This is a genomic window from Actinotalea caeni (assembly GCF_009733795.1).
GTDB lineage: Bacteria > Actinomycetota > Actinomycetes > Actinomycetales > Beutenbergiaceae > Pseudactinotalea > Pseudactinotalea caeni.
On sequence record NZ_WNXX01000002.1, the window covers coordinates 200,978 to 225,212 of the forward strand.

Genomic DNA, 24,235 nt, shown 5'->3' on the forward strand with positions numbered 1-24,235 from the left:
CGGTCGGGCGCGGCGGGGACCCTCCGCTCCATACTCGAGGCGTGACCGAGCCCGGCCGTGACCGCATCCGCGACCTCCTCGACGCCGTCCTCGCCGAGGACGACGGCGGGGCGCGGCTCGAGCGCATGGCGGCGGCCGCGTACAGCTCGCCGTTCCACTTCACCCGGCAGGTGCGGCGGGCGACCGGGGAGCCGCCGGTCGCGCTGCGACGCCGGGTGCTGCTGGAGCGTGCCGCCTGGAAGCTGCAGCGCGGTGCGTCGGTGACCGAGGTCGCGCTCGAGGCCGGGTACGAGTCGGTCGACGGGTTCGCGCGCGCGTACGCCCGCGCCTTCGGCTACGCACCCAGCGCGACGCCGTCGCGCGGCGAGCGGGGGCACTGGCTGCCGGCGCCGAACGGGATCCACTTCCACTCGCCGACCGTGCTCTACGTCGACGCCGGCGAGCCCGCCGAGCACCCTGCGGGCGAGGTCGTGGCGCTGATGGTGCGGCACGACCTGGCCGACATCGACGCGCTGCTCGCCGCCGCCGAGGAGGTGAGCGACGAGGAGCTGCGTCGCGAGCGGGCTCCCGGGCACGAGGTCCTCAGCTGGTCCGGGCCCGAGACCACGCTCCTCGACGTGCTCGTGCACCTCGCGCTCGACAAGCTGCCGTGGCTGGCGAGCATCGAGGGTGCCGACGAGCCCGACCTCGGGCCGCCGCACGACCCCGCGTCGCTGCGCGCGCGGCACGCGGACGTCGCCGCGCGGTGGCTCGCGACCTACCGTGACATCGACCGGCGCGGCGCGTGGGGCGACCGCGTCGTCGACGCGATCTGCGACCCGCCCGAGTCGTTCCTGCTCTCGCAGATCCTCGCGCACACGCTCACGTTCTCGGCGCACCGCCGCCAGCTCGCGCGCTGGATGCTGCGGCAGGCAGGCGTCGACGTCGCCGACCCCAGCCTCGACCCCGACCCGATCACCTGGCACCGACGTGCCGGGGGAGGAGAGCCATGACCCGCTACCGCTACAACACCGCCACGACGCTCGACGGCTTCCTCGCCGACGACGCCGACTCGCTCGCCTGGCTCTTCAAGCAGGACTTCGTCGAGGACGGGCCCGGGAGCATCGACGCCTTCATGGAGGAGATCGGCGCCATCGTCATGGGCGCCACGACGTACGAGTGGATCCTCGAGCACGAGAAGGGCGCGTGGACCTACACGCAGCCGACGTTCGTCTTCACCCACCGCGACCTGGCACCCGTGACCGACACGGTCACGATGATCCAGGGCGAGCCCGCCGCGCACCGCGCCGCGATCGAGGCCGCCGCCGGCGACAAGGACGTGTGGATGATGGGCGGCGGCGACCTGGCCGCCGCGTTCGCCGCCGCCGGGATGCTCGACCAGGTGATCGTGTCGATCGCGCCGGTCACCCTCGGGTCCGGCCGCCCGCTCATGGGCGGTGCGTTCGACCTGCGCCTGACGAGCGCCGACCGCAACGGCGACTTCGTCGTCGCGTCCTTCGACGTCGTGGGGCCGCTGGGCTCGCGATGACCGGGCTCTCGCCACGGCTGCGCGCGGTCGCCGACGCGCTGCCGCTGCGCCCCGGTCTGCGCGTGCTCGAGATCGGCAGCGGCACCGGTGCGCTCGCCCGCGAGCTCGTGCGCCGCGGCTGCGAGGTCGTCGCCGTCGACCGCTCGCCGCGCGCCCACGCGGTCGCGGTCCGCCAGGGTGGCGGCGTCGACCACCGGCTGGTCGCGCTCGAGGACCTCGCGCTCGCCGACGGCGAGGCTCCGTTCGACGTCGTGGTCGCCGTCCGCGTCGGCGTGCTCGACGGCAGGCACCCGGACGAGGCGGCCCTGGTCAGGGTCGGCGCGGTGCTCGCCCCCGACGGGCGCGCCTTCGTCGAGCGGGACGGCGTGCTGGCCGACGTCACGCACCTGGTCCGCCCCGCCGCCTGCTGACGCGGCGCCGTCGCGCGCGGGGTCCGGACGACAGCCGCTTGCGTCACTTTCCCATATGGGTATATGTTGCTCGCATGGCACGAGCAGCGACGACCTCCGACGTCTTCAACGCGGTGGCGGAGGAGCGGCGGCGGGACATCCTGGAGCTGCTGCGGGACGGTGAGCTGCCCGCGACCGCCGTCGCGGAGCGGCTCGGCATGACCCAGCCGGGCACCTCCAAGCACCTCAAGGTGCTGCGCGAGGTCGGCCTCGTGCGCGACCGACGTGCCGGCAAGCAGCGGCTCTACGCGCTGGACGCGCGCGGGCTGCGCGCCATCCACGAGTGGGCCGGCGGCTTCGAGCAGTACTGGTCGGAGAGCTTCGACCGGTTGGAGACCTACGTGCAGCGGCTGCTGCACGACGACGAGGAGGCCCAGTGACGAACGGGACGGACCACACCCTGACGGCGGCACCGGAGGAGGAGCGCACGATCGTCGTCGAGAGGGTGATCGAGGCGCCGCGCGAGCGGGTCTTCGAGGCGTTCACCCAGGTCCGGCACCTGGCGCGGTGGTGGGGCCCGAAGGGCTTCTCGACGACGACGAGCGCGTTCGAGTTCGCGGTCGGCGGCGAGTGGCACTTCGTCATGCACGGCCCCGACGGGACGACCTACCCGGAGTGGATCTCCTGGACCGCGATCGAGCCGCCCAGCCGGATCGCGCTGGTGCACGGCGAACGGCCCGGGGACCCGAACGCGTTCACGTCGACCTTCACGTTCGACGACGACGGCGCCGCCACACGGCTGCGGCTGCGCACCGTGTTCCGGACCAAGGAGCAGCGCGACGAGGCCGTGCTGCGGTTCGGCGCGATCGAGGGTGCCCGGCAGACGCTCGCGCGGCTCGCGGCGGACGTCCTCGGGCTCGCGACGCAGGCGGAGGTGCGCTGATGGCCGGCGGCACGGTGTTCGTCAGCGTCTCGATGTCGCTGGACGGCTACATCGCCCCCAGCTCGCCCGAGGAGCTGATGGGGCGGAAGTGGCGGGCGCTGCACCAGTGGACGTTCCCGCTGCGCTTCACGCGCGAGAACCTCAAGCTGGGCCCTGGGGGAGAGGAGGGGCTCGACGACGACATCGCACGCGCCACCTTCGAGCGCACGGGAGCCAGCGTGATGGGGAAGCGGATGTTCGAGGCCGGCGAGCACGCCTGGCCGGAGGAGGCGCCCTTCCACACGCCGGTCTACGTCGTCACGCACGAGCCGCGGGAGCCCTGGCACCGTCCCGGCGGCACGACCTTCCACTTCGTGACCGAGGGGATCGAGGCCGCGCTGGCGCAGGCGCGCGCCGCCGCGGGAGACCGCGACGTCCGGGTCGCCGGTGGTGGGGAGACGATCGTGCAGCTGCTCGACGCCGGCCTCGTCGACGAGCTCCACGTCGCGCTCTCCCCGGTGCTCATGGGCGAGGGCGTCCCGCTGTTCCGCGGGGTCGACGCCGAGCGCGTGGTGCTGCGGCAGACGAGCGTGCAGCCCTCGACGAGGGTGACGCACCTGCGGTACGCCGTGCACCGGCGCTAGCCGGCCCGGCGCCGGCAGTGCCGCACCGCGGCCGGGTCCCGGCCCGGCGTCGGCGCCCGCAGCGGGCAGGAAGATGCGCGTGTCGGCGCCGACCGGCGCGCGCCCCCGCGCCTAGCCTTGGTGGCAGGAGGTGCACCCGTGGCGGTGGTGACGGAGGCTGGCGCGTCGCGCTCGAGGCCGCGTCCCGCCGTCCGCAGGCGCCCGGCGCCCGGCAAGGACCGCGGGCGCATCCTCGGGCTCGACGGGCTGCGCGCGCTCGCGATCGCGGCCGTTCTCGTCTTCCACCTCCGCCCGCAGACGCTGCCGGGCGGCTACCTCGGCGTCGACGTGTTCTTCGTCGTCTCCGGGTTCCTCATCACCACGCTGCTGGTGCGCGAGCTCGCCGACCGCGGCCGGCTCGACCTCAAGGGCTTCTGGACCCGACGCGCCCGGCGCCTGCTGCCGGCGCTCGTCGTCGTCGTGGTCGTCTCGACCGTGCTGGGCCTGGTGGTCGGCGAGGACCTGCTCGTCGACGTGCGCCGTCAGGTGCTCGGCGCGCTCACGTTCTCCAACAACTGGCTGGAGATCGGCGCCGGTTCCTCGTACTTCACCCAGACCGCACCGCAGCTGTTCGTCAACTTCTGGTCGCTCGCGGTCGAGGAGCAGTTCTACCTGCTGTGGCCGCTGCTGCTCGCTGTGCTGCTGGCGGTCACCCGCACCGCACGGCAGCGGGTGCTCGTCGTGCTCGGCGTCGCCGCGCTGTCCGCCGCGCTGATGGCGCTGCTCGCGGGCGGCGGCGTGACGCGCGTCTACTACGGCACCGACACCCACGCCTTCGGCCTCATGATCGGCGCGGCGCTCGCGCTCAGCCTCGCCGGCGGCGACGCGGACCTGCGCACCCTGCCCGGGTGGGCGCGCGCGCGGGTGCCGGTGGCCGCCGTCGCGGGCGCGGGGCTGCTGGTGCTGCTGCTCACGCTCGACGGCGAGGGCGCCTTCGCCTACCGCGGCGGCATCCTGCTCGCCTCGCTGCTCACCGCGGCGCTGCTCGCGGCGCTGGCCACCGCCCCAGGGCCGCGCGACACCCTGGTCCGCGGCTTCTCGACACGGTGGGTCACCTGGGTCGGCGAGCGCTCCTACGGCATCTACCTGTGGCACTGGCCGGTGCTGCTGGTCGTCACCGCGGTGCTGCCGCCCGCACTGCCCGACTCGCCGACCAGCTGGCTGGGCCGGGCGCTCGCGCTCACCCTGACGCTGCTGGCGGCGGCCGCCTCCTACCGGTTCCTCGAGCAGCCCGTGCGCCGGCACGGGTTCGGGGTGCTGCTCGCCCGGGTGCGGGTGGCGCTGCGCCGGCCGGTCGCCCCGCGCGCCGGTGCCGCGGCCGGGGTGGTGACGCTGCTGGTCGCGGCGTTCGCCGTCGCGCTCGTCGTCGCGCCGGACAAGTCGAGCGTCGAGCTGCAGATGGAGCAGGCGGCCGCCGCCGTCGAGGGCACCGACCCCGACGCGGCCGGGCAGGCGGGCGACGCGCCGTCCGGCCCCGCCGCCGGCCCCTCCGCCGACCCCGCTGCCGACCCCGCGGCGGAGACGGACGGCGACGGCGCCGCGGGCGCCGGCGACGAGGCGGTTGCCGACGACGACGCGCTGCCCAGCGGCGAGGAGATCAGCTCCTTCGGCGACTCGATGCTCTACGTCGCGGCCCCTGGGCTGCGGGAGCGGTTCCCCGGCATCGCGATCGACGCGAAGTCCAACCGGCAGTGGCCCGACGTCGTCGACGCCATCGAGGCGGCGCTCGACCGCGACGAGGTGCGCGACGTCGTCGTCGTCGCGGCGGGCACCAACGCCGGCCTCAAGGACCCCGCCCCGCTGGAGGAGGCGCTCGAGCTGCTCGGGCCGGACCGGCTGGTCGTGCTCGTGAACATCTACCACTCCTCGAGCTGGATCCCGGAGTCGAACGCCACCATGGACGCGGTCGCCGCGCAGCACCCGAACGTCGTCGTCGCGGACTGGTACGGCACGATCACGCAGAACCTCGACCAGCTGCAGCCGGACGGCGTCCACCCCGACATGGACGGCATGCACCTGTTCGCCGACGTCGTCGCGCAGGCGCTCGCGAGCGCACCGCCGGAGGCCCTCGACGCCGCTCGAGGGTGACGGCGACCACATCGGCGTAGGGGGCGCCCGCGCGCATCGGGCCGCTCGGGGCGCGGTAGTGTCGGCGTGACTTTTCGGAGCCGACGACGGAGGCCAGACCGGTGGACCTGTTCGAGTACCAGGCGCGTGACGTCTTCGAGAAGCACGGTGTCCCCGTGCTGCGCGGCATCGTCGCCACCACCCCCGAGGAGGCGGAGGCCGCGGCCCGCGAGCTGCTCCCCGCCGACGGCGGCGTGGTCGTCGTCAAGGCCCAGGTGAAGACCGGTGGCCGCGGCAAGGCGGGCGGCGTCAAGATCGCCCGCTCCGCCGAGGAGGCCCGCGAGCGGGCCACCGAGATCCTCGGCATGGACATCAAGGGCCACACCGTCCACCGCGTGATGATCGCCGAGGGTGCCGCGATCGCCGAGGAGTACTACTTCTCGGTCCTCCTCGACCGCTCCGAGCGCCGCTACCTCGCGATGTGCAGCGTCGAGGGCGGCATGGAGATCGAGCAGCTCGCGGTCGAGCGGCCCGAGGCGCTGGCCCGCGTCGCCGTCGACCCGCTCGTCGGCATCGACGAGGCGAAGGCCCGCGAGATCGTCGAGACCGCCGGCTTCGCCGAGGAGCTGCGCCAGCCGGTCGCCGACGTGATCCGGACGCTCTGGACCGTGTTCACCGCCGAGGACGCCACGCTGGTCGAGGTGAACCCGCTGGTGCGCACCGAGGACGGCTCGATCGTCGCGCTCGACGGCAAGGTGACGCTCGACGACAACGCCTCGGAGGTGCGTCACCCCGAGCACGCCGAGCTCGAGGACGCCCAGGCCACCGACCCGCTCGAGGCCAAGGCCAAGGCGCACGGTCTCAACTACGTCAAGCTCGACGGCGAGGTCGGCATCATCGGCAACGGCGCCGGGCTCGTCATGAGCACGCTCGACGTCGTCGCCTACGCGGGCGAGGCGCACGGCGGCGTCAAGCCGGCGAACTTCCTCGACATCGGCGGCGGCGCGAACGCGCAGGTGATGGCCGACGGCCTCGACGTCATCCTTCACGACCCGCAGGTCAAGAGCGTGTTCGTCAACGTCTTCGGCGGCATCACGGCCTGCGACGAGGTCGCCAAGGGCATCGTCGGCGCGCTGGAGATCCTCGGCGACGAGGCCACCAAGCCGCTGGTCGTGAGGCTCGACGGCAACAACGTCGAGCTCGGACGCAAGATCCTCGCCGACGCGAACCACCCGCTCGTCACCCTCGCCGAGACCATGGACGGCGGTGCCGACAAGGCCGCCGAGCTGGCCAACGCCTGACCGCTGCGCGCACGAGCAGAGAACACGGAGCACCGCAAGCCATGTCGATCTACCTCACCAAGGACAGCAAGATCATCGTCCAGGGCATCACCGGCGGGATGGGTGCCAAGCACACCGCACTGATGCTCGACTCCGGCGCCCAGATCGTCGGCGGCGTCAACGCGCGCAAGGCCGGCACCACGGTCACGCACCCCGACCACGAGGGCAACGACGTCACGCTGCCCGTGTACGCCACGGTCAAGGAGGCGATGGCCGAGACCGGCGCCGACGTGTCGGTGCTGTTCGTGCCCCCGGCGTTCACCAAGGACGCCGCGATCGAGGCGATCGACGCCGAGATGCCGCTCATCGTCGTCATCACCGAGGGCGTCCCGGTGCAGGACACCGCCGAGGTGTTCGCCTACCTGCAGGGCAAGAAGACCCGGATGATCGGCCCGAACTGCCCGGGCATCATCACGCCGGAGGAGTCGCTCGCCGGCATCACGCCGCACACGATCACCGGCAAGGGCCCGATCGGCCTGGTGTCGAAGTCCGGCACGCTGACGTACCAGATGATGTACGAGCTCAAGGACCTGGGCTTCTCCACCGCGATCGGCATCGGTGGCGACCCGATCGTCGGCACCACCCACATCGACGCGCTCGAGGCCTTCGAGCAGGACCCCGAGACCGAGGTCATCGTCATGATCGGTGAGATCGGTGGTGACGCCGAGGAGCGTGCCGCCGCCTACATCGCCGAGTACGTGACGAAGCCGGTCGTCGGCTACGTCGCCGGGTTCACCGCGCCCGAGGGGAAGACGATGGGCCACGCCGGCGCGATCGTCTCCGGCTCCGCGGGGACGGCGCAGGCCAAGAAGGAGGCCCTGGAGGCGGTCGGCGTGCGCGTCGGCAAGACCCCCAGCGAGACCGCCCAGATCGTCCGGGAGATCATGCAGGGCTGACGCCCGCGACCGCCCCACCGGCTCCTGCGACGTCCGGCGTCGCCCGGAGGCCGGTGGCGGTGGGCCGGGATCGCCCGGTGCGCCGTCGACGGGCGTCGCGCGGGTCCTGCCTCACCGTCCACCGGGTCGGGGCCGGCGCCCGCTGGTGGCGCGACGGGGCGGGCACGTCCTCGCTGATGTGGCTCGCGGCCGCTGTGGGCAGACGACCGATCGGCCGTCGCCGCCGGCGGCTCGCCGCCGACCGGCGGTCAGGGGGCGTGGGGAGGTGGCTGTCGCCGCCTCAGGAGGCGAACGGGTAGTGCGAGTCCAGCAGGGCGACGGCGATGTCGTGCGCGGGCTCGTCGAGCTCGAAGTCGTCGAGGGCGCCGAGGCCCTCCAGACGCAGGTGCGCGGCGGTCGTGCCCAGGAGCGCCTGCTCGAGGAGGAACTCCTCGATCGCCGGGCTGGTCAGGGGCAGGGGGGCGATCGGGGCGACGGCAGCACGGTCGTGCGACGTGGCGATCATGGCGGTCATACGGGCTCCCAGGGTCTCGTCCCCGTGCTCGACGCCCTGTCGGGTGGACGCCGAGTTTCGTTGATGGTTGAACCTTGGCGGAGCGGTCCGACCGGATCAAGATCGCGGAGTCCGTTCTGTGACCGTTCCGTGACCTCAGCTCCTCGCGGGGTCCCGCGCACGTGGAGGGCACCGAGCCGGCCGCCCCGTCGGCCCGGTCCGACCGTTCGTGCGTGCGGGCGCGCACTGGTGCCGAGGGCGGGCACTCCGCGTCCGAGCGGCACGTCGGGGACGCGGGCTCGCGGCCGGGTCGCCTGGCGCGCGTCGGCGGCGCGGCCGGGGTGAGCGTGGGTCAGCTGGGATCGGTGGGCACCGCGCGCAGGGCGTGCCGTCCGGAGCGGGGGACGCGGTAGCGCACGGTCGCCGCCGGTGGCGAGTCCGCATAGGCCTGCAACGCCTCGGTGAGGACGGCGGTGACCGACCGTCCCTCCATCTCGGCCTTGGCGCGCACCGCGTGCAGCAGCCGGGGTGGCAGCCGGTACGCCGCCGGCACGAGCGTGGCGTCCTCCGGAGGCAGCTCGTCCACCGCGTCGAGACGAACGAGCCGGCCACGAGCGCGCGCGACCCGCGCGACCCTGCGGGCGACCCCGAGCGCCTCTTCCGGCGTGATCGGCGCACCGCCGGGACGCATCGCCAGGGGCGCGTCCTCTCCGGGCAGCGGCCCGGCCGGTGTGCTCGTCATGCCGCCGTCTCTCGTCAGGGCTGGGGCGCCCGACGACCCGAGACGGACCGGCGGGCGGAGCAGGTGCCGCCCTCGGCGTACCTGTGTGTCTACACAGTACCCGGTGGCACGCGGTCGCCGCACCCTCGGCACGGGTCATTGGCGCCATGATCGATGTGATGACGGTTGTCGCGCGCCGCCATCGATGGTGTGTGATCAGCGAGGAGCTGCGGGTGAGGGTCGTCTGGTCACCTGCGGCGTGGCGTGCAGCGGTTCTCCGGCCGTAGGCCACGCGGACAGCGTCGCGCACGCGCCGGCCGGATCGACGAACCGCGACACGTATGCATCACTGCACGTCTATACAACGTGGTACAGTCCACGGCGTGGCGACAGCCGCGCATGTCGAGACATCGGCGGCGCGGGCGTCGCCACCGCCAGCCGCCGGCGACGTCGCCGCGGCCGACGCCGCCCGCCGCACACCGCCGACAGCCCGGGACCGACCATGGACCTCCTCTCCCACCTCACCCAGCAGGGAGCCCGCACCGACCGCGACGACTGGGCGCACGACGCGGCCTGCACCTCGATCGGGCCCGACATCTGGTTCGACGCCGACGAGGACCGCGACGCCCGCCAGCTCGCGCTCGAGGGCTGCGCTGTCTGCCCCGTCGTCAGGCAGTGCCTCCAGCACGCGCTCTCGATCGGCGCCACCCACGGCGTCTGGGGCATGACGACCGTCGCGCAGCGGCGCGGGATCGCACGCCACCTCGAGGCCGGCGTCGACCTCGTCACCGCGGTCCAGCGCTACCAGGAGCAGGTCGCGGCGGGTCGCCAGCGCACCGCGGACGCCGTCCGCGAGCGGCACGCCCGCGCCCGTCTCGCGGCGGCCAAGAGGGCCGTCGTCGCAGCCTGAGCGGCGCCGTCACCGACGGGCGCCCGCTCGGGCGTGAGGATCTCGCTCGCCGCCGTCGCGGCAGCACGACACACGGAGGTCACGTGGTGACGGACAGCGGCGCGGCCGCGGCGCCGGCGACGATCGGCGGCGACGCGCGGACGGACGGGCTGCCGCGCGTGACCCCGGTGCTCCCGGGCTGGCTGACGATCAGGGAGATCGCGACCCTGGCCGGCGTCGCGGTCGCCACGATCCGGGCCTACCACTACGACCGCTCGGCCCGGACCCCGATGCCCGCGCCGCGGTCCAAGGCCGGCAGCACGCCCCTGTGGGCCGTCGACGACGTCGTCGCGTGGCTCGCCACCCGTGACTTCTCCCGGACCGAGATCCGCGTGGAGGAGGACGGCACGCTCCAGGTGGTCAGCGCGTCGGACTACCTGCAGCGCAAGCGGGCGGGCGCCGTCGGCCGGGCCTACGCGACCCGCCCCGACGAGCCCTGACGAGCGCCGTCGTGCGCAGCGGGAGGCGGGTCAGACCGGCTCGAGGCTCACGAGCCGCCACGTCTCGGCGTCGGAGACCAGCGGGAACGTCGGGTCGGACGGCCGCGGCGGCACCGGTGAGGCGACGAACGAGATCGGCTGCGCGCTGGCACCCGCCCACAGCGACCGGACCGGCAGGTCGGCCTCCAGCAGGATGCCGGTGCCCGGGTTGCGTGCGGCGTACTTGGCGATGTCCCAGCGCGACGTCGTCCAGTAGGACAGCGGGTGGAACACGATGTAGTGCGGCGCCTGCGTGAACACGCCGCGGTCGCCCTCGGCGAGCAGTCGCCGGCCCTCGCGCACCGCCCACTGACCGGCGGAGCCGCTCGCGAACACGATCCGGAACATCCGCACGGTCTCCAGACCTGCGCGCGCGGCCTCGATCTGCACCTGGTCGCGCCAGTGCCACAGGAGGTCCATCGTCAGCAGCTCGAGCGCGGGCACCGCGACGCGCAGCCTGGTCGCGACCGCCTTGGCGGCCTGCACCGAGCTGCTGTCGTCCACGAACACGGTGTAGAAGGCCCGCCGGCGGCGCAGCACGCTCGCGACGCAGTCGTTGAGGAACAGGCCGAGCGGGCCCTGCCGCATCGACCGCTGGTTCCGCCACGTCGCGGCCAGCTGGTCCACGAAGGTGTCGAGGAACGACGTGCGCGTCTGCGGCGGCCGGTCGTACCAGGCGTCGAACCAGGGGAGCGCCTGCCTGACGAGCACAGGGCGCTTCTCCCGCAGCTCGATGAGCTCCTCCTCGGCGTCCGCGGCCCACGACGGGATCTGGCTGCCGGTCGGCAGCCGCCGGGCGACGTGCTCGAGCTGGATCGCGGCCATCTCGTACAGCACCTGCGCCTGGTCCGGACCCGCGAGCGGGTCGGGCATCGTGTGGTCGCTGGCGGTGACGTCCTCGACACCGGCGTAGGCGCGCAGGATCTGCTCGCGGCGGGTCAGCATCTCATCAGCGCCCTCTCCCGGGCGGCGGGGGAACGTCGTGGGCGGATGCGGCTGCACGGGACGCAGCCTGCCACCCCCCGATGGCCAGCCGCGACACCACGCCGCCTCGGTGTGTCGAGGCCGGTGGTGCGGCCGACTATACCGAGCGGATCGCGCCCTGCACAGGCCCGGCGCCTCGATCGGGTGAGACGGATGTCACGACGGGCGTCGTCACCGTGCGGTATGCCACCGAGGCGTGCGCCGACGTGACTTTTCCGCGGCAGATCGGCGGTCAGGACGGGTCGGACCCGCCGGGCCGGTCATGGGTGAGCCTGCTGCGGGTAGACTTGTGTCAAGACGAGGTCTGCGCGCCACCGCGCCGCGGACGACGGCGGGAGGAACTCATGGCCACGAAGACGATGCTGCCCGGCGAGGCGGAGCAGCTGCCGATGCGCTACGGCGGCGAGCCCATCACGCCGGACGAGGCGCTGGGTGTGTCCCGACGCATCGCGCGCGTGCAGATCGCGCAGGGCCGCACCAAGGTGAAGGTCCTCGACGAGCTGCCGCCCGCCGACGCGCCGCTGGTGCCGTGGGCGTGCCGTCTCCCTCCGCGCCTGCTCGCGTTCGTGCGGGCGAAGGCGGACATGGAGGGCGTCACCGTGACCGACGTCGTCACCCAGGCGCTGACCGCCTACGCGAACTCCGCGCCCGGCGCGACCGTGCACTACAAGGCGCCGCGTCGCTCCTCCTGAGCGCGGAGCCGGTGCCGGCGTACGTCCCCGGCCCTAGGAGCCCGAGCCCGCGCCGCGGTCGTCGTCGGACGGCGTGCCGGTGCCCGTGACGGCGGCCCTGAACAGGGCTGCCGTGTCCTCGCCGGCAGCCGCCGCCTCGGCGTTGGCGGCCGAGATCGCGTCGAGCACCTCGGCGCGGTGGATCCGCACCGAGGACGGCGCGTCGATGCCGAGACGCACGTCACCGCCGGGACGGACCTCGAGCACGGTGATCGTGACGTCGTCGCCGACGACGACCTTCTCGCCCACCCTGCGTGTCAGTACCAGCACACACGGACCCTACCAGCGCGTATAGACAAGCCGCTACGGAGCGGCCACGGCGGCGACGCCCGTCCCGTCCATCCAGCCGACCGGTAGACCGAGGTCGCGCACCGACTCCGGGCTGCTCGTGAGCGCCGCCGCCTCCACCGCGAGGGCGTCGACCAGCACGTGCTCGCGCACGCCCTGCACCCACCGCACGGTGTCGGCCGGCTTGAGGCGGGCGTCCACCACGAGCCAGACCTGGTCGGCCGCCAGCACCCGCACGCGGGCCGCGTGCGCGCCGACGTCCTCGCCGAAGTCGCCCAGCCCGTAGGCGACCACGGTCGGGCGGCCGTGCTCCACCCCGCTCGCGCGAGCGGTGGTGGCACGGTTGCGCTCCTCGAGCAGCGGCAGCGCCGGGTCGGGGGAGAGGGTGCCCGCGAGCAGGAGGGCCGCGCCGGCCCCGTCGGCCCTGCCGGCCGCCACGACCATCGAGCGCGCGACCCGGCGCGCGGCGTGCTGCGGCCCGAGGACGAGCACGAGGTCGCCCGCACCGCGGAGCGGGCTCACGGCCGGGTGCGCGGGTGCCGCGGGCTCGGGGAGCGCGCCGGCGCGGCTGGTGATGGCCTCCAGCAGGTCCGCGAACCGCGGCGACTCCGTCGAGACGGGCGCGGGTCCGGGTGCAGGGTCGTCGGCCCCGGCCATCGTGTCCTCGGCGGCGTCGGCCGCACCCAGCAGCGCGGCGAGGCCGACCGGCGTCGGCACGGTGGGCCGCTGCGGCACGCGTCGTTCCGCGGGCGTCGGGACCTCGACGACCAGCTCGTAGTGCTCGCGCGCCAGGAACCCGGCGATGCCGCCGGTGCGCACGCGGTCGCCGGAGACGATGCGGCCGTCGGGGTAGCGCGTCCGTGCGAGCTCCTTGAGCGACTCCAGGTGCTCACCCTCGAGCCGAAAGCGCATGGGCACCGCGGATCACCCCCACCGTCTCGATCCGGACGGCGGCCGAGGTCGCCTCGGTGTAGGACAGCACGGGCAGCCTGCCCGCCTGCGCGCCGATGAGCCGGGTGACCGCGGGGCGCAGCGCCGGGGCGCACACGAGCACGGCGGCGGTGCCCGCGGACTCCAGCGCCTGCACCTGGGTCGTGATCGCGGTGAGCACGGCGTCGATCTGGCCCGGGTCGAGCAGGATCTGGGAGGTGCCCTCGGCGGTGCGCAGCCCCTCGAGCATGGACTGCTCGAGGACCGGGTCGATCGTGACGACGCGCAGCGTGCCGTCGTCGGCGTGGGAGGCGACGACCGCGGGCGCGATCGCCTGGCGGGCGGCCTCGACGAGACCCTCCACCTCGGTGGAGGTCCGGGCACGGACGCCGAGCGCCTCGAGGATCCTGGTGAGGTCGTTGATCGGCACGCGCTCGGCGAGCAGCCCCTGCAGCACCTGCTGCACCTGGGCGAGCGTGAGCACGTTCGGCACGAGCTCGTCGACCGCGGCGGGGGACACCTGCCGGGCGGCGTCGACCAGCACCCGCACGTCCTCGCGCGTCAGCAGCCGGGCGGCGTTGTCGGTGACGATCGCCGACAGGTGCGTGACCAGCACCGAGACCCGGTCGATCACCGTGGCACCCGCCATCTCGGCGGCGTGACGCATCTCGTGGGCCACCCACTTGCCGGGCAGGCCGAACACCGGCTCGACGACCGCGATGCCGGGCAGCGTGTCGAGGTCCTCGCCGAGCGCCAGCACCTTGCCCGCGGGTGCGGTGCCGCGACCGGCCTCGACGCCCGCGATGCGCACCGTGTAGGTGCCGGCCGGCAGGTCGATGCTGTCGCGCGTGCGCACGGGCGGGATGACGATGCCCAGCTCCATGGCGATCTTGCGACGCAGCGCCTTGACGCGGCCGAGGAGGTCGTCCTCGCCGCCGGTGACGAGGTCGACGACGTCGGGCGCGAGCGTGATCTCCAGCGCGTGCACCCGCATCTGCTCGATGAGCGCCTCGGGGTCGTCGGTCGCGACCGGCCCCGCCTGCGCGGCGGCCGCGTCGCGCGCGGCGGCCGCGGCCGCGGCGGCCTCGTCGGCCTTGATCTTCTGCGACGCGAGCAGCAGCAGCCCACCGACGAGGACGAACGGGACCTTCGGCATCCCGGGGATGAGTGCCATCGCGATCGCCGCGCCGCCGGCGATCATCAGCGCGGTCCTGGACTGGGCCAGCTGGGTGCCCGCCGCCGTCCCCATGTCGCTCTCGGCGTTGGAGCGGGTGACGATCAGACCGGTCGCCACCGCCATCAGCAGCGCCGGGATCTGCGACACCAGGCCGTCGCCGATCGTGAGCAGCGCGTAGGTGTCGAGCGCGTCGCCGGCGGACAGGCCGCGCTGCAGCATGCCCGTCGCGAAGCCGCCGACGAGGTTGATGACGATGATGATGACGCCCGCGATCGCGTCGCCCTTGACGAACTTCGACCCGCCGTCCATCGCGCCGTAGAAGTCGGCCTCGGCCGCGACGTCGGCGCGCCGGCGGCGCGCCTCGTCGTCGGTGATCAGACCGGCGTTGAGGTCGGCGTCGATCGCCATCTGCTTGCCGGGCATCGCGTCGAGCGTGAAGCGGGCGCCCACCTCGGCGACCCGTTCGGCGCCCTTGGTGATGACGACGAACTGGATCACCACGAGGATGAGGAAGATGACGGCGCCGATGATCATCGAGCCGCCGACGACGATGTGGCCGAACGTGTCGATCACCTCGCCGGCGTAGCCGTCGCGCAGCACCAGCCGCGTCGAGGCGACGTTGAGCCCGAGCCGCAGCAGCGTCGCCACCAGCAGCAGCGACGGGAACACCGAGAAGTCCAGCGGCTTCTTGGCGAACATCGCCGTCAGCAGGATGACCAGCGCGCCGACGATGTTGACGACGAACAGCACGTCGAGCAGCGCCGCCGGCACGGGCACGACCAGCAGCATGATGATCGCGACCACGCCGACGGGGACGAGCAGCTTCGAGATGTTCCGGTTCACGACGGCTTCCTAGGCGGGCGAGGGGCGGGACGGGGGCGGGGCGGCGGCCGGGACGGTGCGCGGCGTCGGCAGCGTGTGCACGCGGCCTGGGGTGCGGGCGCCGCGTCGCTGCAGCGCCATGACGAACGCGAGCACCTTCGCGACCGCGTCGTAGAGCTCGACCGGGATCTCCTGGCCGATCTCGCACGCGGCGTGCAGGGCGCGGGCCAGCGGCACGTCGGCGACGAGCGGGACGTCGTCGGCGACCGCCTGCTCGCGGATCCGGGAGGCGACGACGCCGGCACCCTTGGCGACCACGCGCGGAGCGGAGCGGCCAGGCTCGTACCGGAGCGCGACCGCGACGTGGGTGGGGTTGACGAGCACGACGTCGGCGTCCTTGATCGCCGCGATCATCCGGTTGCGCGACATCGCGAGCTGCCGGGCGCGGCGCTGCGACTTGATCAGGGGGTCGCCGTCGCTGGTCTTGTGCTCGTCCTTGACCTCCTTCTTCGTCATGCGCGTCTTCTTGCGGTTGCGACGCTGCACGACCAGCACGTCGATCGCGGCGAGGCCGAGGCCGGCGACCACGGCCCAGCGCAGCAGCGACGCGACACCGCCGGCGGCCGCCGACAGCAGGGACGTGACCGGCAGCCCTCCCGAGGACAGCAGCACCGGGGTGAGCGCCTGCACGGCGACGACGAGCACGAGCCCGACGACCGCGGTCTTCAGCGCCGCCTTCGCGCCGTTCCACATCGCCTGGGTGCCGAAGGTGCGCTTGACGCCGCTGACCAGGTCGAGGTTCTTGGCGGAGAGCGTGAGCTTCTTGAGGTGCACCCTGCCCTGCGCCACCGTGCCGAGCACGGCGGCGACGCAGGTGGCGACCAGCACCGGCGCGAGCGTGCCCACGAGCGAGGTCAGCCCGGACTCCAGCGCCGCGAGCGCGAGCAGCGGGTCGGGGTCGGCGACGACCCGCTGCACCGTGACGAGCTGCTGCTGGGCCGCCTCGGTGCCGTGGCGCAGCGTGAGCGGCAGCGCGAGAGCCGCAGCGCCGATGCCCAGCCACGCCGAGAGGTCCTGCGACCGGGAGAGCTGGCCCTCCTCGCGGACCTTCTTCATCCGCCGCTCGGTGGCCTGCTCGGTCCGCTCCTCGGTGCTGCTCTCGGCCATCAGCCACCCACCCCCAGCAGGATCGCGACCGCGTCGTCGACGAGCGAGCCGACGATGCGCGGCAGGGCGAGGAACGCGGTCGCGGCGAACGAGACGGTGAGGAGGATCTTCAGCGGGAAGCCGAGCGAGAACGCGTTGAGCGCCGGCGCGACGCGGTTGAGCAGTCCCAGGCCGACGTCGGCGAGGAACAGCACCACGAGCATCGGACCCGCGATCTGGACGGCGGCGAGGAACATGCTCGTGACGCCGTCGACCATCGCGGCGGCGGGGTCGACGACCGGCAGGGTGCCGGCCAGCGGCAGCACCGCGAAGGTGCGCGCGAGACCGGCGACGATCAGCTGGTAGCCGTCGGAGACGAACAGCAGCACGAGCGCGGTCAGCTGGTACAGCCGTGAGAACTGCGCGCCCGAGACCTGCATGCCGGGGTCGAAGGCCTGAGCGAGCGCGAAGCCGCCGAACAGGTCGATGAGACCGCCGGCGGCCTGCACGGCTGCGAACACGACGGCCACCAGAGCGCCGAGCGCGGCGCCGATGAAGAGCTGGTTGACCAGCGCGAGCACGAAGCCGCCGAGGTCGGGGGAGACGTAGCCGGTCGTCACCACCGGGGCGACCGCGAGGCCGAGCCCGACGGCGAGCATCGCCTTGACGCGCGCGGGGACCGCGCGGTGCGCGAACGGCGGCGCGATCACGAGGAACACCGCGATCCGCACCGACGCGAGCAGCACGGCCTCCACCCAGGCCTGGTCCAGCGACAGCTCCATCGGCTCAGCCGCCGTTCAGCAGGTCCGGCAGGCGCTCGAACAGCAGGTGCGTGAACGCGACCAGCTCCGAGACCATCCAGTGCCCGCTGACGAGCAGCGCCACCGCCACCGCCGCCGCCTTGGGCACGAACGACAGCGTGATCTCCTGGATCTGCGTCATCGACTGGAACAGCGAGATGCCGAACCCCACGACGAGCGCGGTGACGAGGATCGGCAGGCAGAGCTTGGCCGCGAGCACCAGCCCGGAGACGGCCATGTCGAGGACGGCGGTGGTGTCCACGGTCAGGTCGCCTGGTAGGAGGTCACGAGCGCGGTGATGATCAGGCCCCACCCGTCGACGAGCACGAACAGCAGGATCTTGAACGGCAGGCTCACCATGACCGGCGGCAGCATCATCATGCCCATGCTCATCAGCGCCGCGGACGTGACGAGGTCGATGATGAGGAACGGCACGAACACGACGAAGCCGATGACGAAGGCCGCGCGCAGCTCGGAGATCATGAACGCCGGCACCAGGGTGCCCATCGGCGTCAGCGCGGCCTCCGCGGGGTTGTCCATGCCGGCGGCGCGGGTCATCAGCGCGATGTCCTCCTCGCGCGTGTGAGCGAGCAGGAACTCCCGCAGCGGTGCGCTGCCGAGCTCGACCGCGGTGCTGATCGTGATGTCGCCGTCGAGGAACGGCTGCAGCGCGACGTCGTTGATGCTGCCGAGCACCGGGCCCATGACGAAGATCGACAGGAACAGCGCCAGCCCGGCGAGCACCTGGTTGGGCGGCACGGTCGTCAGGCCGAGCGCGTTCCGGGTGAGCGCGAGCACGACGAAGATCTTCGTGAACGAGGTCAGCATGAGCAGCAGCGACGGCGCGACCGCGAGCACCGTGACCGCGAGCAGCGTGACGATCGCGCCGTTCGGGGCGTCGTTCGGGCCGTTGATCGACACCGCGACGCCCGCGCCGCCGGGGTTCGCCGGGGCGGAGGGGTCGACGGGTGCGGTCGGGTCTGTCGGTGCCACCGGGCCGGCCGGGTCCTGCGTGTCGGCGAGCGCCCCGGTCGCGGTCAGCAGCGTGACGAGCGCGACGCCGGCGAGCACCGCGAGCACCAGCAGCGCGAGGCGTCGTGCCCGCGCCGGGGGCGCGGCGGCGACGCTCATGCTGCGTCGCGCCGACCCGTGACGACGCGCAGCGCCGTCCTCCAGGTGTCGACGTCGAGCAGGGAGCCGGCGACGCGGCCGTGCGGGTCCGGGCCGCCGGGCGGCACCGGCGCGAGCGAGGTGGTGGTCGTGCCGGCGGGCTCGCCGCCGGCCGTCTCGGCGTCGGCGGTCGCGAGCGCGGTCGCGAACTCGGCGGCCGGCGCGTCGCTCGTGTGCAGCACGCTCACCTGCTGCTCGGTCACGCCGAGCAGGAACCGCTGCCCGCCGGTGTCGAGCAGCACCACCTGCGCCTTGCCGCCCACGCCCTGTCGAGCGACCACCGTGAGGTCGCCCGGCCGCCGGCGCCCACCACCGCGGGCGACCCGCCGCTGCACGAGCACCATGAGAGCGAGGACCGCGCCGAGCGAGAGGACCACGCGCAGGCCCAGCAGCACGGCGTCCATCAGGCGTCGTCTTCGCTGCCGCCGGCGTCGAGGATGCGCGTGACCCGGATCGCGTAGTCCTGGTCGACGACGACGACCTCGCCGTGGGCGATCAGGCGGCCGTTGAGCAGCAGGTCGGCGGGCGCGCCCGCGGAGCGGTCGAGCTCGATGACGCCGCCGGGCTCGAGGTCGAGCACGTCCCGCACGCTCATGCGGGTGCGGCCGATCTCGACGGTGAGCGTCATCTCGACGTCGGAGATCCGGGAGAGCCGGGGCGCCGCGCTCGTGGCGCTGCGGCGCGGTCCCGTGTCGCGGACCCGGACGGCGAACCAGCCGACGACCTCCTGGCCGGGGCCGAGGAGGTCGTAGATCACCGTGTCGGGTGCGCTCAGCAGGCTGCTCGCGTCCGACGGCGTGACGTCGCCGAGCAGACCCGCGCCCAGGGCGGCGGTCGCGGCCTCCAGCGCGGGGCGCAGCACGTCGCCGGTGGTGACGGCGCCGTCGGTCGGGATCGGCGCCGTCAGCGCGATCGCGACGTCGGCCGAGCAGGCGCCGACGAACGTGGCCACGTGCGCCTCGCCGTCGGGGGCGGGCCGGCCGGCGTCGCGCTCACGCACCTCGACCGCGGGGACCGGCAGCAGCGGGAGGGTGGCCGTCGCGGCCTCGCGGGTGAGCGACGGGGTGACGAGGACGGTGCTCAAGGCTTCTCCTTGGTGGTGACGACGACGCAGGCGAGCCGGGAGCCGGACGCCCCGACCGCGGCGGAGCCGAGGACCTGGTCGTCGACGGCGACCTCGAGCGGCCGGTCGGAGGCGTGGGGGATCGGGACGACGTCGCCGACGCGGAGGTCGAGGATCGTGCGCGGCAGCACGCCGATCGGGGTGAGCCGCACCGCGACCTCGACGGGGACGTCGAGCACGGCTGCGGTGATGCGGTCGGCCGAGTCGGCGTCGGTGGCCAGCGCGCCGTCGGCGCCCAGCAGCGGCAGGACGGCGTCGGCGGGCAGCGCGAGCGACGCAGCGCAGGTGCGCTCGCCGTAGGTGACGGTGAAGGTCGCGACGACCATCTGCTCGCTCGGGCCGGCGGCCTGGGCGAACTGGGCGTTGAACCGCAGCGCCTGGACGACCGGGGGCGCCGGCATGAGCGTCGGGCCCATCGAGTACTGGAGGTCGACGAGGGTGTCGGCCATCAGGCGGCGCACGAGGGTCTGCTCGATGCCGGTCAGCTCGCGCTCAGGCGCCTCGGCGGTCTCGGCGGGCGCGCCGAGCATGTGTCCGACCCAGGCGAGCGCGGCCCCGGTCGGGACCTGCACCACGGCAGCGGCGGGCTGGTCGGGGAGCTCGGCGAGCACCATCGTCGTGAGCGTCGGCAGCGCGGCGGTCCACGCGTCGTAGGTGAGCAGCCGGACGTCGTCGAGCTGCACGGCGGCCCGCACCCGGACCTTGGCCGTCAGCTGGGTGCCCCACTGCCGCGCGAAGGTCTCGAACGCGACCTCGAGCACGCGCGACTGCTCGCGCGCCAGCGCCGTGGGCCGACGGAAGTCGTAGGGCACCGGCTCGCCGGAGACGGGCTCCGTGGGCGCGATGGTGGCTGTCACACCTGCCACTGTCGGCGCGGCAGGTGCGGATGTAAGCGATCGGTGTATAGACGTTTCGGTGCGTCGACGGCAGCGGCGGGTGCGGCGCGCCCGGTCGGCGGCAGCCGCGCTCAGGCGCCCGCCGACAGCACCTCCGGGATCAGCAGCCGGACGGCGTCCGGGGCGTCCGACAGCACGACGATGTCCACACGCCGGTTCATCGCGAGCGACTCCGCGTCCGAGCCCGGGGCCAGCGGCCGCGACGACCCGTAGGCGGTCGCGAGGATGCGGTCGGCCGCCATCCCGCCGGAGTCGATGAGGTACCGCACGACGTGCGTGGCGCGGGTCGCCGAGAGCTCCCAGTTGGTCGGGAACGGCGAGGTCTCGGCGATCGCGTCGGCGTGCCCCTCGACCGAGACGGCGAACCCGGACGCCACGACGGCCGGGGCGATGACGTCGAGCACCTGCTCGGCGCGCGCGGTGAGGTCGGCGTCGACCGGCTCGAAGAACATCTCGGAGGTGACGAGCCCGATGGTGAGACCGCGGTCGTCGAGCGTGACGCGGACGGCGTCGGACAGGCCGTGCTCGGCCAGCGCGCTCTCGATCTGGCTCTGCAGCGCGCGCAGCTCGGCGACCTCGGCGATCGCGAGCTCGATGTCGCCGGCCTCCTCCGCGGGCTCGGCGGGCTCGGCGGCGGCGTCGGCCGTCGTGAGCGGCCCGGCGGGGTCGACCTTGCCCGTCTCGACGGTGCCGAACCCGGTGGAGAGGGCGTTCTTCAGCTCGTTGTACTTGCCTTGGTCGACGCTGGAGATCGCGAACATGACGATGAACAGCGCCATGAGGACCGTGATCATGTCCGAGTAGGACACCAGCCACCGCTCGTCGTGGCCGCCCTCGTCGTGGTGGTCCTGGCCGCGCGAGGCCGGCCGGCGCGGGCTCACGCCGCTTCCTTGGCCGGCTTCGACCTGGGCGCGGGCACCAGCGCGCTGAGCCGCTCGTCGAGCACGCGGGGCTGGCACCCGGACTGCACCGCGAGCGCACCCTCGATCACGAGGTTCATCTGATCGACCTCGAGCGCCGAGAGGCGCTTGAGCCGGTTCGCGAGCGGCAGCCAGACGAAGTTCGCTGTCATGACACCCCACAGGGTGGCGACGAACGCCGCGGCGATCGCAGGGCCCAGGCTGGAGGGGTCGGCCAGGTTCTCGAGGACGTGCACGAGCGAGACCACGGTGCCGACGATGCCGATCGTGGGGGCGTAACCGCCCGCGTCGGAGAAGAACTTCGCCTGCTGCCGGTCCTGCGCCGCCTTGGTGGCGACCTGGTCCTCGAGGGTGGCGCGCAGGTCCTCGGAGTCGACGCCGTCGACGATCGCCTGCAGCGCGTCGCGCAGGAACGGGTCGTCGGTCTCGGCCAGCTCGGTCTCCAGCGACAGCAGGCCCTGGTCGCGCGCCTGCTGGGCGAGCCCGACGAGGGAGTCGATGGTGCGCCGGGGCGGGATCGGCTTGCCCTTGAAGGCGCGCACGAGCCCGAGGGCCGCGCGCTTCGCGTCGGCCATGGTGCCGCCCGCGACGGTGACGAAGATCGTCGAGCCCACGACCAGGAGGATCGGCGCCGGCAGCAGCAGCGCCTCGAGGTGGGTGCCCTCCAGGGTGATCATCCCGAAGAGCGCCCCGAAGGCGAGGAGGATGCCGATGATCGCTGCGGGGTCCACTACGCGTCCTTCTCGACGGGCCGCAGCGCACGCGGCGTCGCGGACGGGCTGGGCGGTCGCGGGACGAGGCCGAGCTGCCGGGAGGCGGGCGGGAGGTCGCGCGCCCGGGCCACGACGGCGGCACGGAAGTCGATGATCCGGTCGATCACCTCGTGCATGGTCTCGGCGACGATGAACGTCGTGCCGTCGACCATGACCAGGGTCGTGTCGGGGTTCGCGTAGATCCGTTCCACGAGATCGGGGTTGATCACGAACGCGCTGGCGTTCAGTCGCGTGAGGTGGATCATGGCGGGGTCCTGTCTGGAGGTGTGTCTCGCCTGCCACTGTCGGCTCGCGGGGGCCTCCCGTAAGCCGGCGCGACGTGCCTGGACGCGCCGACGGCCGGCGTCGTGCCCCTGCGGGACCGACGCCGGCCGTCGCGGGCTCAGCGCTTGAGGTTGACGAGCTCGTCGAGCACCTGGTCCGACGTCGTGATGATGCGGCTGTTCGCCTGGAAGCCGCGCTGGGCGACGATCAGGTTGGTGAACTCCTGCGAGAGATCGACGTTCGACATCTCCAGCGCGCCGCCGACGAGGCTGCCCAGCCCGTTGTCGCCGGGCACCCCCAGCTGCGGGGCGCCGGAGTTGGCGGACACCCGGTAGGTCGAGCCGCCGGCCTTCTCCAGACCGCCCGGGTTGGTGAACGCGGCGAGCGCGATCCGTGCCACGGGCTCCTTGACGCCGTTGGAGAACGACCCGATGAGCGTGCCGTCCGGGGCGAGCGTGAACGACTCGAGCTCGCCGGCGGCGCGGCCGTCGGAGCCGGTCACCTCGAGCGTGCTGAGGTCGGCGTAGCCGGTGACCGCGGTGAGGTCGACCGCGACGCCGCCGACCGTCAGCGTGCCGCCGCCCGTGAGGGCGCCGTCGGTGAACGTCAGCGGCTGCGCCGGGGTGGTGGCGGCGCCGTCGGTGCCGCCGACGGTCCAGCCGGCGGCGGTGCGGGTGAAGGTGAGCGACAGCCGGCGCGCGTTGCCGAGGTCGTCGTACACCTCCACGTCGCGGACCAGCGTGGTGCCCTCCTCGGCGTCGGCGGGGAGGTTGCCGCCGAGCGTGACCGACGTCGTCCGCTCGGCGGCGGCGATCGCGCCGACCGGGAGCGTGATGTCGGCGAGCGGGCCGTTGGGGTTGACGACGCCGTCGACGGCCGCCCAGCCGCGGACGAACGCCCCGTCGGAGGTGACGAGCCGGCCCTGGGCGTCGAAGTCGAACGCGCCGGCGCGGGTGTAGAGCGTCTCGTTGCCGCTGCGCACGACGAAGAACCCGTCGCCGCTGATCATCATGTCGGAGGCGCGGCCGGTGGGCTGCGGCGCGCCCTGGGTGAAGTTCGTCGCGATGCCGGCGACCTGCACGCCCAGGCCGATCTGGGCGGGGTTGGTGCCGCCGGACTGCTGGGCCGGGCCGTTCGCGTTCTCGACGAGCTGCGAGAGCGTGTCCTGGAACCGGACCTGGGCGGCCTTGAAGCCGGTGGTGTTGACGTTGGCGATGTTGTTGCCGGTGACGTCGAGCATCTGCTGGTGGGCGCGGAGCCCGGTGATGCCGGAGGTGAGCGAGCGCAGCATGGTGGTTGTCCTTCGTGTCGGGCTCAGGCGGTGGCGGGGATGACGCCGGAGACGGCGTCGAGGGCGACGAGCTCGGTGCCGACCGTCACGGTCGGCACGGGGCCCGCGTAGGAGACCTTCTCGACGAGCCCGGACTGCTCCTGGCCGTCGGCGTCGGTGTAGGTCACCCGGTGTCCGAGCAGCTCGGCGGCGACCTGCCGCATCTGGAGCGAGAACGACTCCTCGGTCAGCGAGGTCAGCCGTGTCAGCTGCTCCATGCTGGCGAGCTCGGTGGTCTGGGAGATCATCTGGGTGGTGTCCATGGGGGCGGACGGGTCCTGGTTGCGCATCTGGGTGACCAGGAGCTGCAGGAACACCTCGGAGTCGAGGCTCTGCTTGGGCGCGGCGACGGTGCCCGGCCGGGCAGCGGTGCTCGGGCCGGCCGAGACGACGGGGTCGATGGGCACGGGAGTC

At 73.6% G+C, this 24,235-nt stretch carries 30 protein-coding genes; 12 read left to right on the forward strand and 18 right to left on the reverse strand.

Translation table 11 applies throughout. The features are described from left to right. Positions 1-41 precede the first annotated feature (41 nt). From GPA02_RS02780 to sucD, 9 genes are all read left to right on the forward strand, one after another. Positions 42-992, forward strand: a complete 951-nt coding sequence (locus GPA02_RS02780) for a helix-turn-helix domain-containing protein (RefSeq protein ID WP_204986479.1) — start codon at positions 42-44, stop codon at positions 990-992. Continuing rightward, positions 989-1,528, forward strand: coding sequence for a dihydrofolate reductase family protein (locus tag GPA02_RS02785; RefSeq protein ID WP_156198322.1), 540 nt, complete (start codon positions 989-991; stop codon positions 1,526-1,528). The genes GPA02_RS02780 and GPA02_RS02785 overlap by 4 nt, the downstream gene beginning before the upstream one ends. Next, positions 1,525-1,938 (forward strand): SAM-dependent methyltransferase, encoded by a 414-nt coding sequence (locus GPA02_RS02790; protein ID WP_156198323.1) that lies wholly within the window; start codon positions 1,525-1,527, stop codon positions 1,936-1,938. The genes GPA02_RS02785 and GPA02_RS02790 overlap by 4 nt, the downstream gene beginning before the upstream one ends. A gap of 74 nt (positions 1,939-2,012) precedes the next feature. Beyond that, positions 2,013-2,357, forward strand: coding sequence for an ArsR/SmtB family transcription factor (locus GPA02_RS02795; protein WP_156198324.1), 345 nt, complete (start codon positions 2,013-2,015; stop codon positions 2,355-2,357). After that, entirely contained in the window at positions 2,354-2,860 is a 507-nt protein-coding gene (locus GPA02_RS02800; protein WP_156198325.1) for an SRPBCC family protein, read from the forward strand. Before GPA02_RS02795 ends, GPA02_RS02800 begins: the two co-directional genes overlap by 4 nt. Continuing rightward, positions 2,860-3,483 (forward strand): dihydrofolate reductase family protein, encoded by a 624-nt coding sequence (locus GPA02_RS02805; RefSeq protein ID WP_156198326.1) that lies wholly within the window; start codon positions 2,860-2,862, stop codon positions 3,481-3,483. The genes GPA02_RS02800 and GPA02_RS02805 overlap by 1 nt, the downstream gene beginning before the upstream one ends. Positions 3,484-3,621: 138 nt before the next feature. Beyond that, positions 3,622-5,610 carry an acyltransferase family protein gene (locus GPA02_RS02810; RefSeq protein ID WP_240133835.1) on the forward strand — a complete coding sequence of 663 codons (1,989 nt, stop codon included), beginning with the start codon at positions 3,622-3,624 and terminating at the stop codon, positions 5,608-5,610. Between the two features lie 101 nt (positions 5,611-5,711). Then, positions 5,712-6,890: an ADP-forming succinate--CoA ligase subunit beta gene (gene sucC, locus GPA02_RS02815; RefSeq protein WP_156198327.1), complete on the forward strand. Its 1,179-nt coding sequence runs from the start codon at positions 5,712-5,714 to the stop codon at positions 6,888-6,890. Positions 6,891-6,931: 41 nt separating this feature from the next. Further along, positions 6,932-7,825, forward strand: a complete 894-nt coding sequence (gene sucD / locus GPA02_RS02820; RefSeq protein WP_156198328.1) for a succinate--CoA ligase subunit alpha — start codon at positions 6,932-6,934, stop codon at positions 7,823-7,825. A gap of 280 nt (positions 7,826-8,105) precedes the next feature. Here the strand turns inward: sucD and GPA02_RS02825 are convergent, their stop codons facing one another. Together GPA02_RS02825 and GPA02_RS02830 are read right to left on the reverse strand one after the other, a co-directional pair. Further along, positions 8,106-8,339: a hypothetical protein gene (locus GPA02_RS02825; RefSeq protein ID WP_156198329.1), complete on the reverse strand. Its 234-nt coding sequence runs from the start codon at positions 8,337-8,339 to the stop codon at positions 8,106-8,108. Positions 8,340-8,670: 331 nt separating this feature from the next. Then, a complete protein-coding gene (locus GPA02_RS02830; RefSeq protein WP_156198330.1) occupies positions 8,671-9,060 on the reverse strand; it encodes a hypothetical protein in 390 nt (129 codons plus the stop codon). 481 nt (positions 9,061-9,541) lie between these two features. Here GPA02_RS02830 and GPA02_RS18780 point away from each other — a divergent pair, with 481 nt between their 5' ends. Both GPA02_RS18780 and GPA02_RS02840 read left to right on the forward strand, forming a co-directional pair. Next, the gene (locus tag GPA02_RS18780; protein WP_162457686.1) at positions 9,542-9,949 is read left to right on the forward strand and encodes a WhiB family transcriptional regulator; all 408 of its coding nucleotides are present in this window, start codon (positions 9,542-9,544) and stop codon (positions 9,947-9,949) included. Positions 9,950-10,032: 83 nt separating this feature from the next. Beyond that, positions 10,033-10,428: a hypothetical protein gene (locus GPA02_RS02840; RefSeq protein ID WP_156198332.1), complete on the forward strand. Its 396-nt coding sequence runs from the start codon at positions 10,033-10,035 to the stop codon at positions 10,426-10,428. Positions 10,429-10,458: 30 nt separating this feature from the next. Here GPA02_RS02840 and GPA02_RS02845 read toward each other — a convergent pair whose 3' ends face one another. After that, the gene (locus GPA02_RS02845) at positions 10,459-11,412 is read right to left on the reverse strand and encodes a hypothetical protein (RefSeq protein WP_156198333.1); all 954 of its coding nucleotides are present in this window, start codon (positions 11,410-11,412) and stop codon (positions 10,459-10,461) included. A 383-nt stretch (positions 11,413-11,795) separates the two neighbouring features. On the opposite strand from GPA02_RS02845, the gene GPA02_RS02850 reads away from it, so the two are divergent. After that, positions 11,796-12,143 carry a hypothetical protein gene (locus GPA02_RS02850; RefSeq protein ID WP_156198334.1) on the forward strand — a complete coding sequence of 116 codons (348 nt, stop codon included), beginning with the start codon at positions 11,796-11,798 and terminating at the stop codon, positions 12,141-12,143. Between the two features lie 33 nt (positions 12,144-12,176). Here GPA02_RS02850 and csrA read toward each other — a convergent pair whose 3' ends face one another. From csrA to GPA02_RS02925, 15 genes are all read right to left on the reverse strand, one after another. Further along, positions 12,177-12,452 (reverse strand): carbon storage regulator CsrA, encoded by a 276-nt coding sequence (csrA, locus tag GPA02_RS19410; RefSeq protein WP_156198335.1) that lies wholly within the window; start codon positions 12,450-12,452, stop codon positions 12,177-12,179. 33 nt (positions 12,453-12,485) lie between these two features. Further along, a complete protein-coding gene (locus GPA02_RS02860; RefSeq protein ID WP_156198336.1) occupies positions 12,486-13,388 on the reverse strand; it encodes a hypothetical protein in 903 nt (300 codons plus the stop codon). Next, positions 13,360-15,366 carry a flagellar biosynthesis protein FlhA gene (locus tag GPA02_RS02865; RefSeq protein ID WP_240133848.1) on the reverse strand — a complete coding sequence of 669 codons (2,007 nt, stop codon included), beginning with the start codon at positions 15,364-15,366 and terminating at the stop codon, positions 13,360-13,362. Before GPA02_RS02865 ends, GPA02_RS02860 begins: the two co-directional genes overlap by 29 nt. A gap of 63 nt (positions 15,367-15,429) precedes the next feature. Continuing rightward, positions 15,430-16,566: an EscU/YscU/HrcU family type III secretion system export apparatus switch protein gene (locus GPA02_RS02870; RefSeq protein WP_156198338.1), complete on the reverse strand. Its 1,137-nt coding sequence runs from the start codon at positions 16,564-16,566 to the stop codon at positions 15,430-15,432. Next, the gene (locus GPA02_RS02875; protein ID WP_156198339.1) at positions 16,566-17,327 is read right to left on the reverse strand and encodes a flagellar biosynthetic protein FliR; all 762 of its coding nucleotides are present in this window, start codon (positions 17,325-17,327) and stop codon (positions 16,566-16,568) included. The genes GPA02_RS02870 and GPA02_RS02875 overlap by 1 nt, the downstream gene beginning before the upstream one ends. A 4-nt stretch (positions 17,328-17,331) precedes the next feature. Continuing rightward, entirely contained in the window at positions 17,332-17,607 is a 276-nt protein-coding gene (gene fliQ, locus GPA02_RS02880; RefSeq protein WP_156198340.1) for a flagellar biosynthesis protein FliQ, read from the reverse strand. 2 nt (positions 17,608-17,609) lie between these two features. Next, positions 17,610-18,476, reverse strand: coding sequence for a flagellar type III secretion system pore protein FliP (gene fliP / locus GPA02_RS02885; protein WP_156198341.1), 867 nt, complete (start codon positions 18,474-18,476; stop codon positions 17,610-17,612). Beyond that, complete coding sequence (locus GPA02_RS02890; RefSeq protein WP_156198342.1) at positions 18,473-18,919, reverse strand: FliO/MopB family protein; 447 nt, start codon at positions 18,917-18,919, stop codon at positions 18,473-18,475. Before GPA02_RS02890 ends, fliP begins: the two co-directional genes overlap by 4 nt. Beyond that, on the reverse strand, positions 18,919-19,599 hold the full coding sequence (gene fliN, locus GPA02_RS02895) for a flagellar motor switch protein FliN (protein WP_156198343.1): 681 nt from the start codon (positions 19,597-19,599) through the stop codon (positions 18,919-18,921). The genes GPA02_RS02890 and fliN overlap by 1 nt, the downstream gene beginning before the upstream one ends. After that, entirely contained in the window at positions 19,596-20,495 is a 900-nt protein-coding gene (locus GPA02_RS02900) for a flagellar motor switch protein FliM (protein ID WP_156198344.1), read from the reverse strand. The genes fliN and GPA02_RS02900 overlap by 4 nt, the downstream gene beginning before the upstream one ends. A 110-nt stretch (positions 20,496-20,605) precedes the next feature. Then, positions 20,606-21,415: a flagellar motor protein MotB gene (locus tag GPA02_RS02905; protein WP_162457687.1), complete on the reverse strand. Its 810-nt coding sequence runs from the start codon at positions 21,413-21,415 to the stop codon at positions 20,606-20,608. Beyond that, positions 21,412-22,185, reverse strand: coding sequence for a motility protein A (locus tag GPA02_RS02910; protein ID WP_156198346.1), 774 nt, complete (start codon positions 22,183-22,185; stop codon positions 21,412-21,414). The genes GPA02_RS02905 and GPA02_RS02910 overlap by 4 nt, the downstream gene beginning before the upstream one ends. Beyond that, positions 22,185-22,472 (reverse strand): flagellar FlbD family protein, encoded by a 288-nt coding sequence (locus GPA02_RS02915; protein ID WP_156198347.1) that lies wholly within the window; start codon positions 22,470-22,472, stop codon positions 22,185-22,187. Before GPA02_RS02915 ends, GPA02_RS02910 begins: the two co-directional genes overlap by 1 nt. A 137-nt stretch (positions 22,473-22,609) precedes the next feature. Further along, positions 22,610-23,782: a flagellar hook protein FlgE gene (locus GPA02_RS02920; protein ID WP_156198348.1), complete on the reverse strand. Its 1,173-nt coding sequence runs from the start codon at positions 23,780-23,782 to the stop codon at positions 22,610-22,612. 23 nt (positions 23,783-23,805) lie between these two features. Next, positions 23,806-24,228, reverse strand: a complete 423-nt coding sequence (locus tag GPA02_RS02925) for a flagellar hook assembly protein FlgD (protein ID WP_156198349.1) — start codon at positions 24,226-24,228, stop codon at positions 23,806-23,808. Positions 24,229-24,235 lie beyond the last annotated feature (7 nt).

Excerpts from the sequence above, each read along its gene's own strand:
- GPA02_RS02785 (WP_156198322.1), top strand. The coding sequence starts at position 989 with ATGACCCGCTACCGCTACAACACCGCCACGACGCTCGACGGCTTCCTC.
- GPA02_RS02790 (WP_156198323.1), top strand. The coding sequence starts at position 1,525 with ATGACCGGGCTCTCGCCACGGCTGCGCGCGGTCGCCGACGCGCTGCCG.
- GPA02_RS02795 (WP_156198324.1), top strand. The coding sequence starts at position 2,013 with ATGGCACGAGCAGCGACGACCTCCGACGTCTTCAACGCGGTGGCGGAG.
- GPA02_RS02805 (WP_156198326.1), top strand. The coding sequence starts at position 2,860 with ATGGCCGGCGGCACGGTGTTCGTCAGCGTCTCGATGTCGCTGGACGGC.
- sucD (WP_156198328.1), top strand. The coding sequence starts at position 6,932 with ATGTCGATCTACCTCACCAAGGACAGCAAGATCATCGTCCAGGGCATC.
- GPA02_RS02825 (WP_156198329.1), bottom strand. The coding sequence starts at position 8,339 with ATGACCGCCATGATCGCCACGTCGCACGACCGTGCTGCCGTCGCCCCG.
- GPA02_RS02830 (WP_156198330.1), bottom strand. The coding sequence starts at position 9,060 with ATGACGAGCACACCGGCCGGGCCGCTGCCCGGAGAGGACGCGCCCCTG.
- GPA02_RS18780 (WP_162457686.1), top strand. The coding sequence starts at position 9,542 with ATGGACCTCCTCTCCCACCTCACCCAGCAGGGAGCCCGCACCGACCGC.
- GPA02_RS02845 (WP_156198333.1), bottom strand. The coding sequence starts at position 11,412 with ATGCTGACCCGCCGCGAGCAGATCCTGCGCGCCTACGCCGGTGTCGAG.
- GPA02_RS02850 (WP_156198334.1), top strand. The coding sequence starts at position 11,796 with ATGGCCACGAAGACGATGCTGCCCGGCGAGGCGGAGCAGCTGCCGATG.
- GPA02_RS02865 (WP_240133848.1), bottom strand. The coding sequence starts at position 15,366 with ATGCTGCTGGTCGTGCCCGTGCCGGCGGCGCTGCTCGACGTGCTGTTC.
- GPA02_RS02870 (WP_156198338.1), bottom strand. The coding sequence starts at position 16,566 with ATGGCCGAGAGCAGCACCGAGGAGCGGACCGAGCAGGCCACCGAGCGG.
- GPA02_RS02875 (WP_156198339.1), bottom strand. The coding sequence starts at position 17,327 with ATGGAGCTGTCGCTGGACCAGGCCTGGGTGGAGGCCGTGCTGCTCGCG.
- fliP (WP_156198341.1), bottom strand. The coding sequence starts at position 18,476 with ATGAGCGTCGCCGCCGCGCCCCCGGCGCGGGCACGACGCCTCGCGCTG.
- GPA02_RS02890 (WP_156198342.1), bottom strand. The coding sequence starts at position 18,919 with ATGGACGCCGTGCTGCTGGGCCTGCGCGTGGTCCTCTCGCTCGGCGCG.
- GPA02_RS02915 (WP_156198347.1), bottom strand. The coding sequence starts at position 22,472 with ATGATCCACCTCACGCGACTGAACGCCAGCGCGTTCGTGATCAACCCC.
- GPA02_RS02920 (WP_156198348.1), bottom strand. The coding sequence starts at position 23,782 with ATGCTGCGCTCGCTCACCTCCGGCATCACCGGGCTCCGCGCCCACCAG.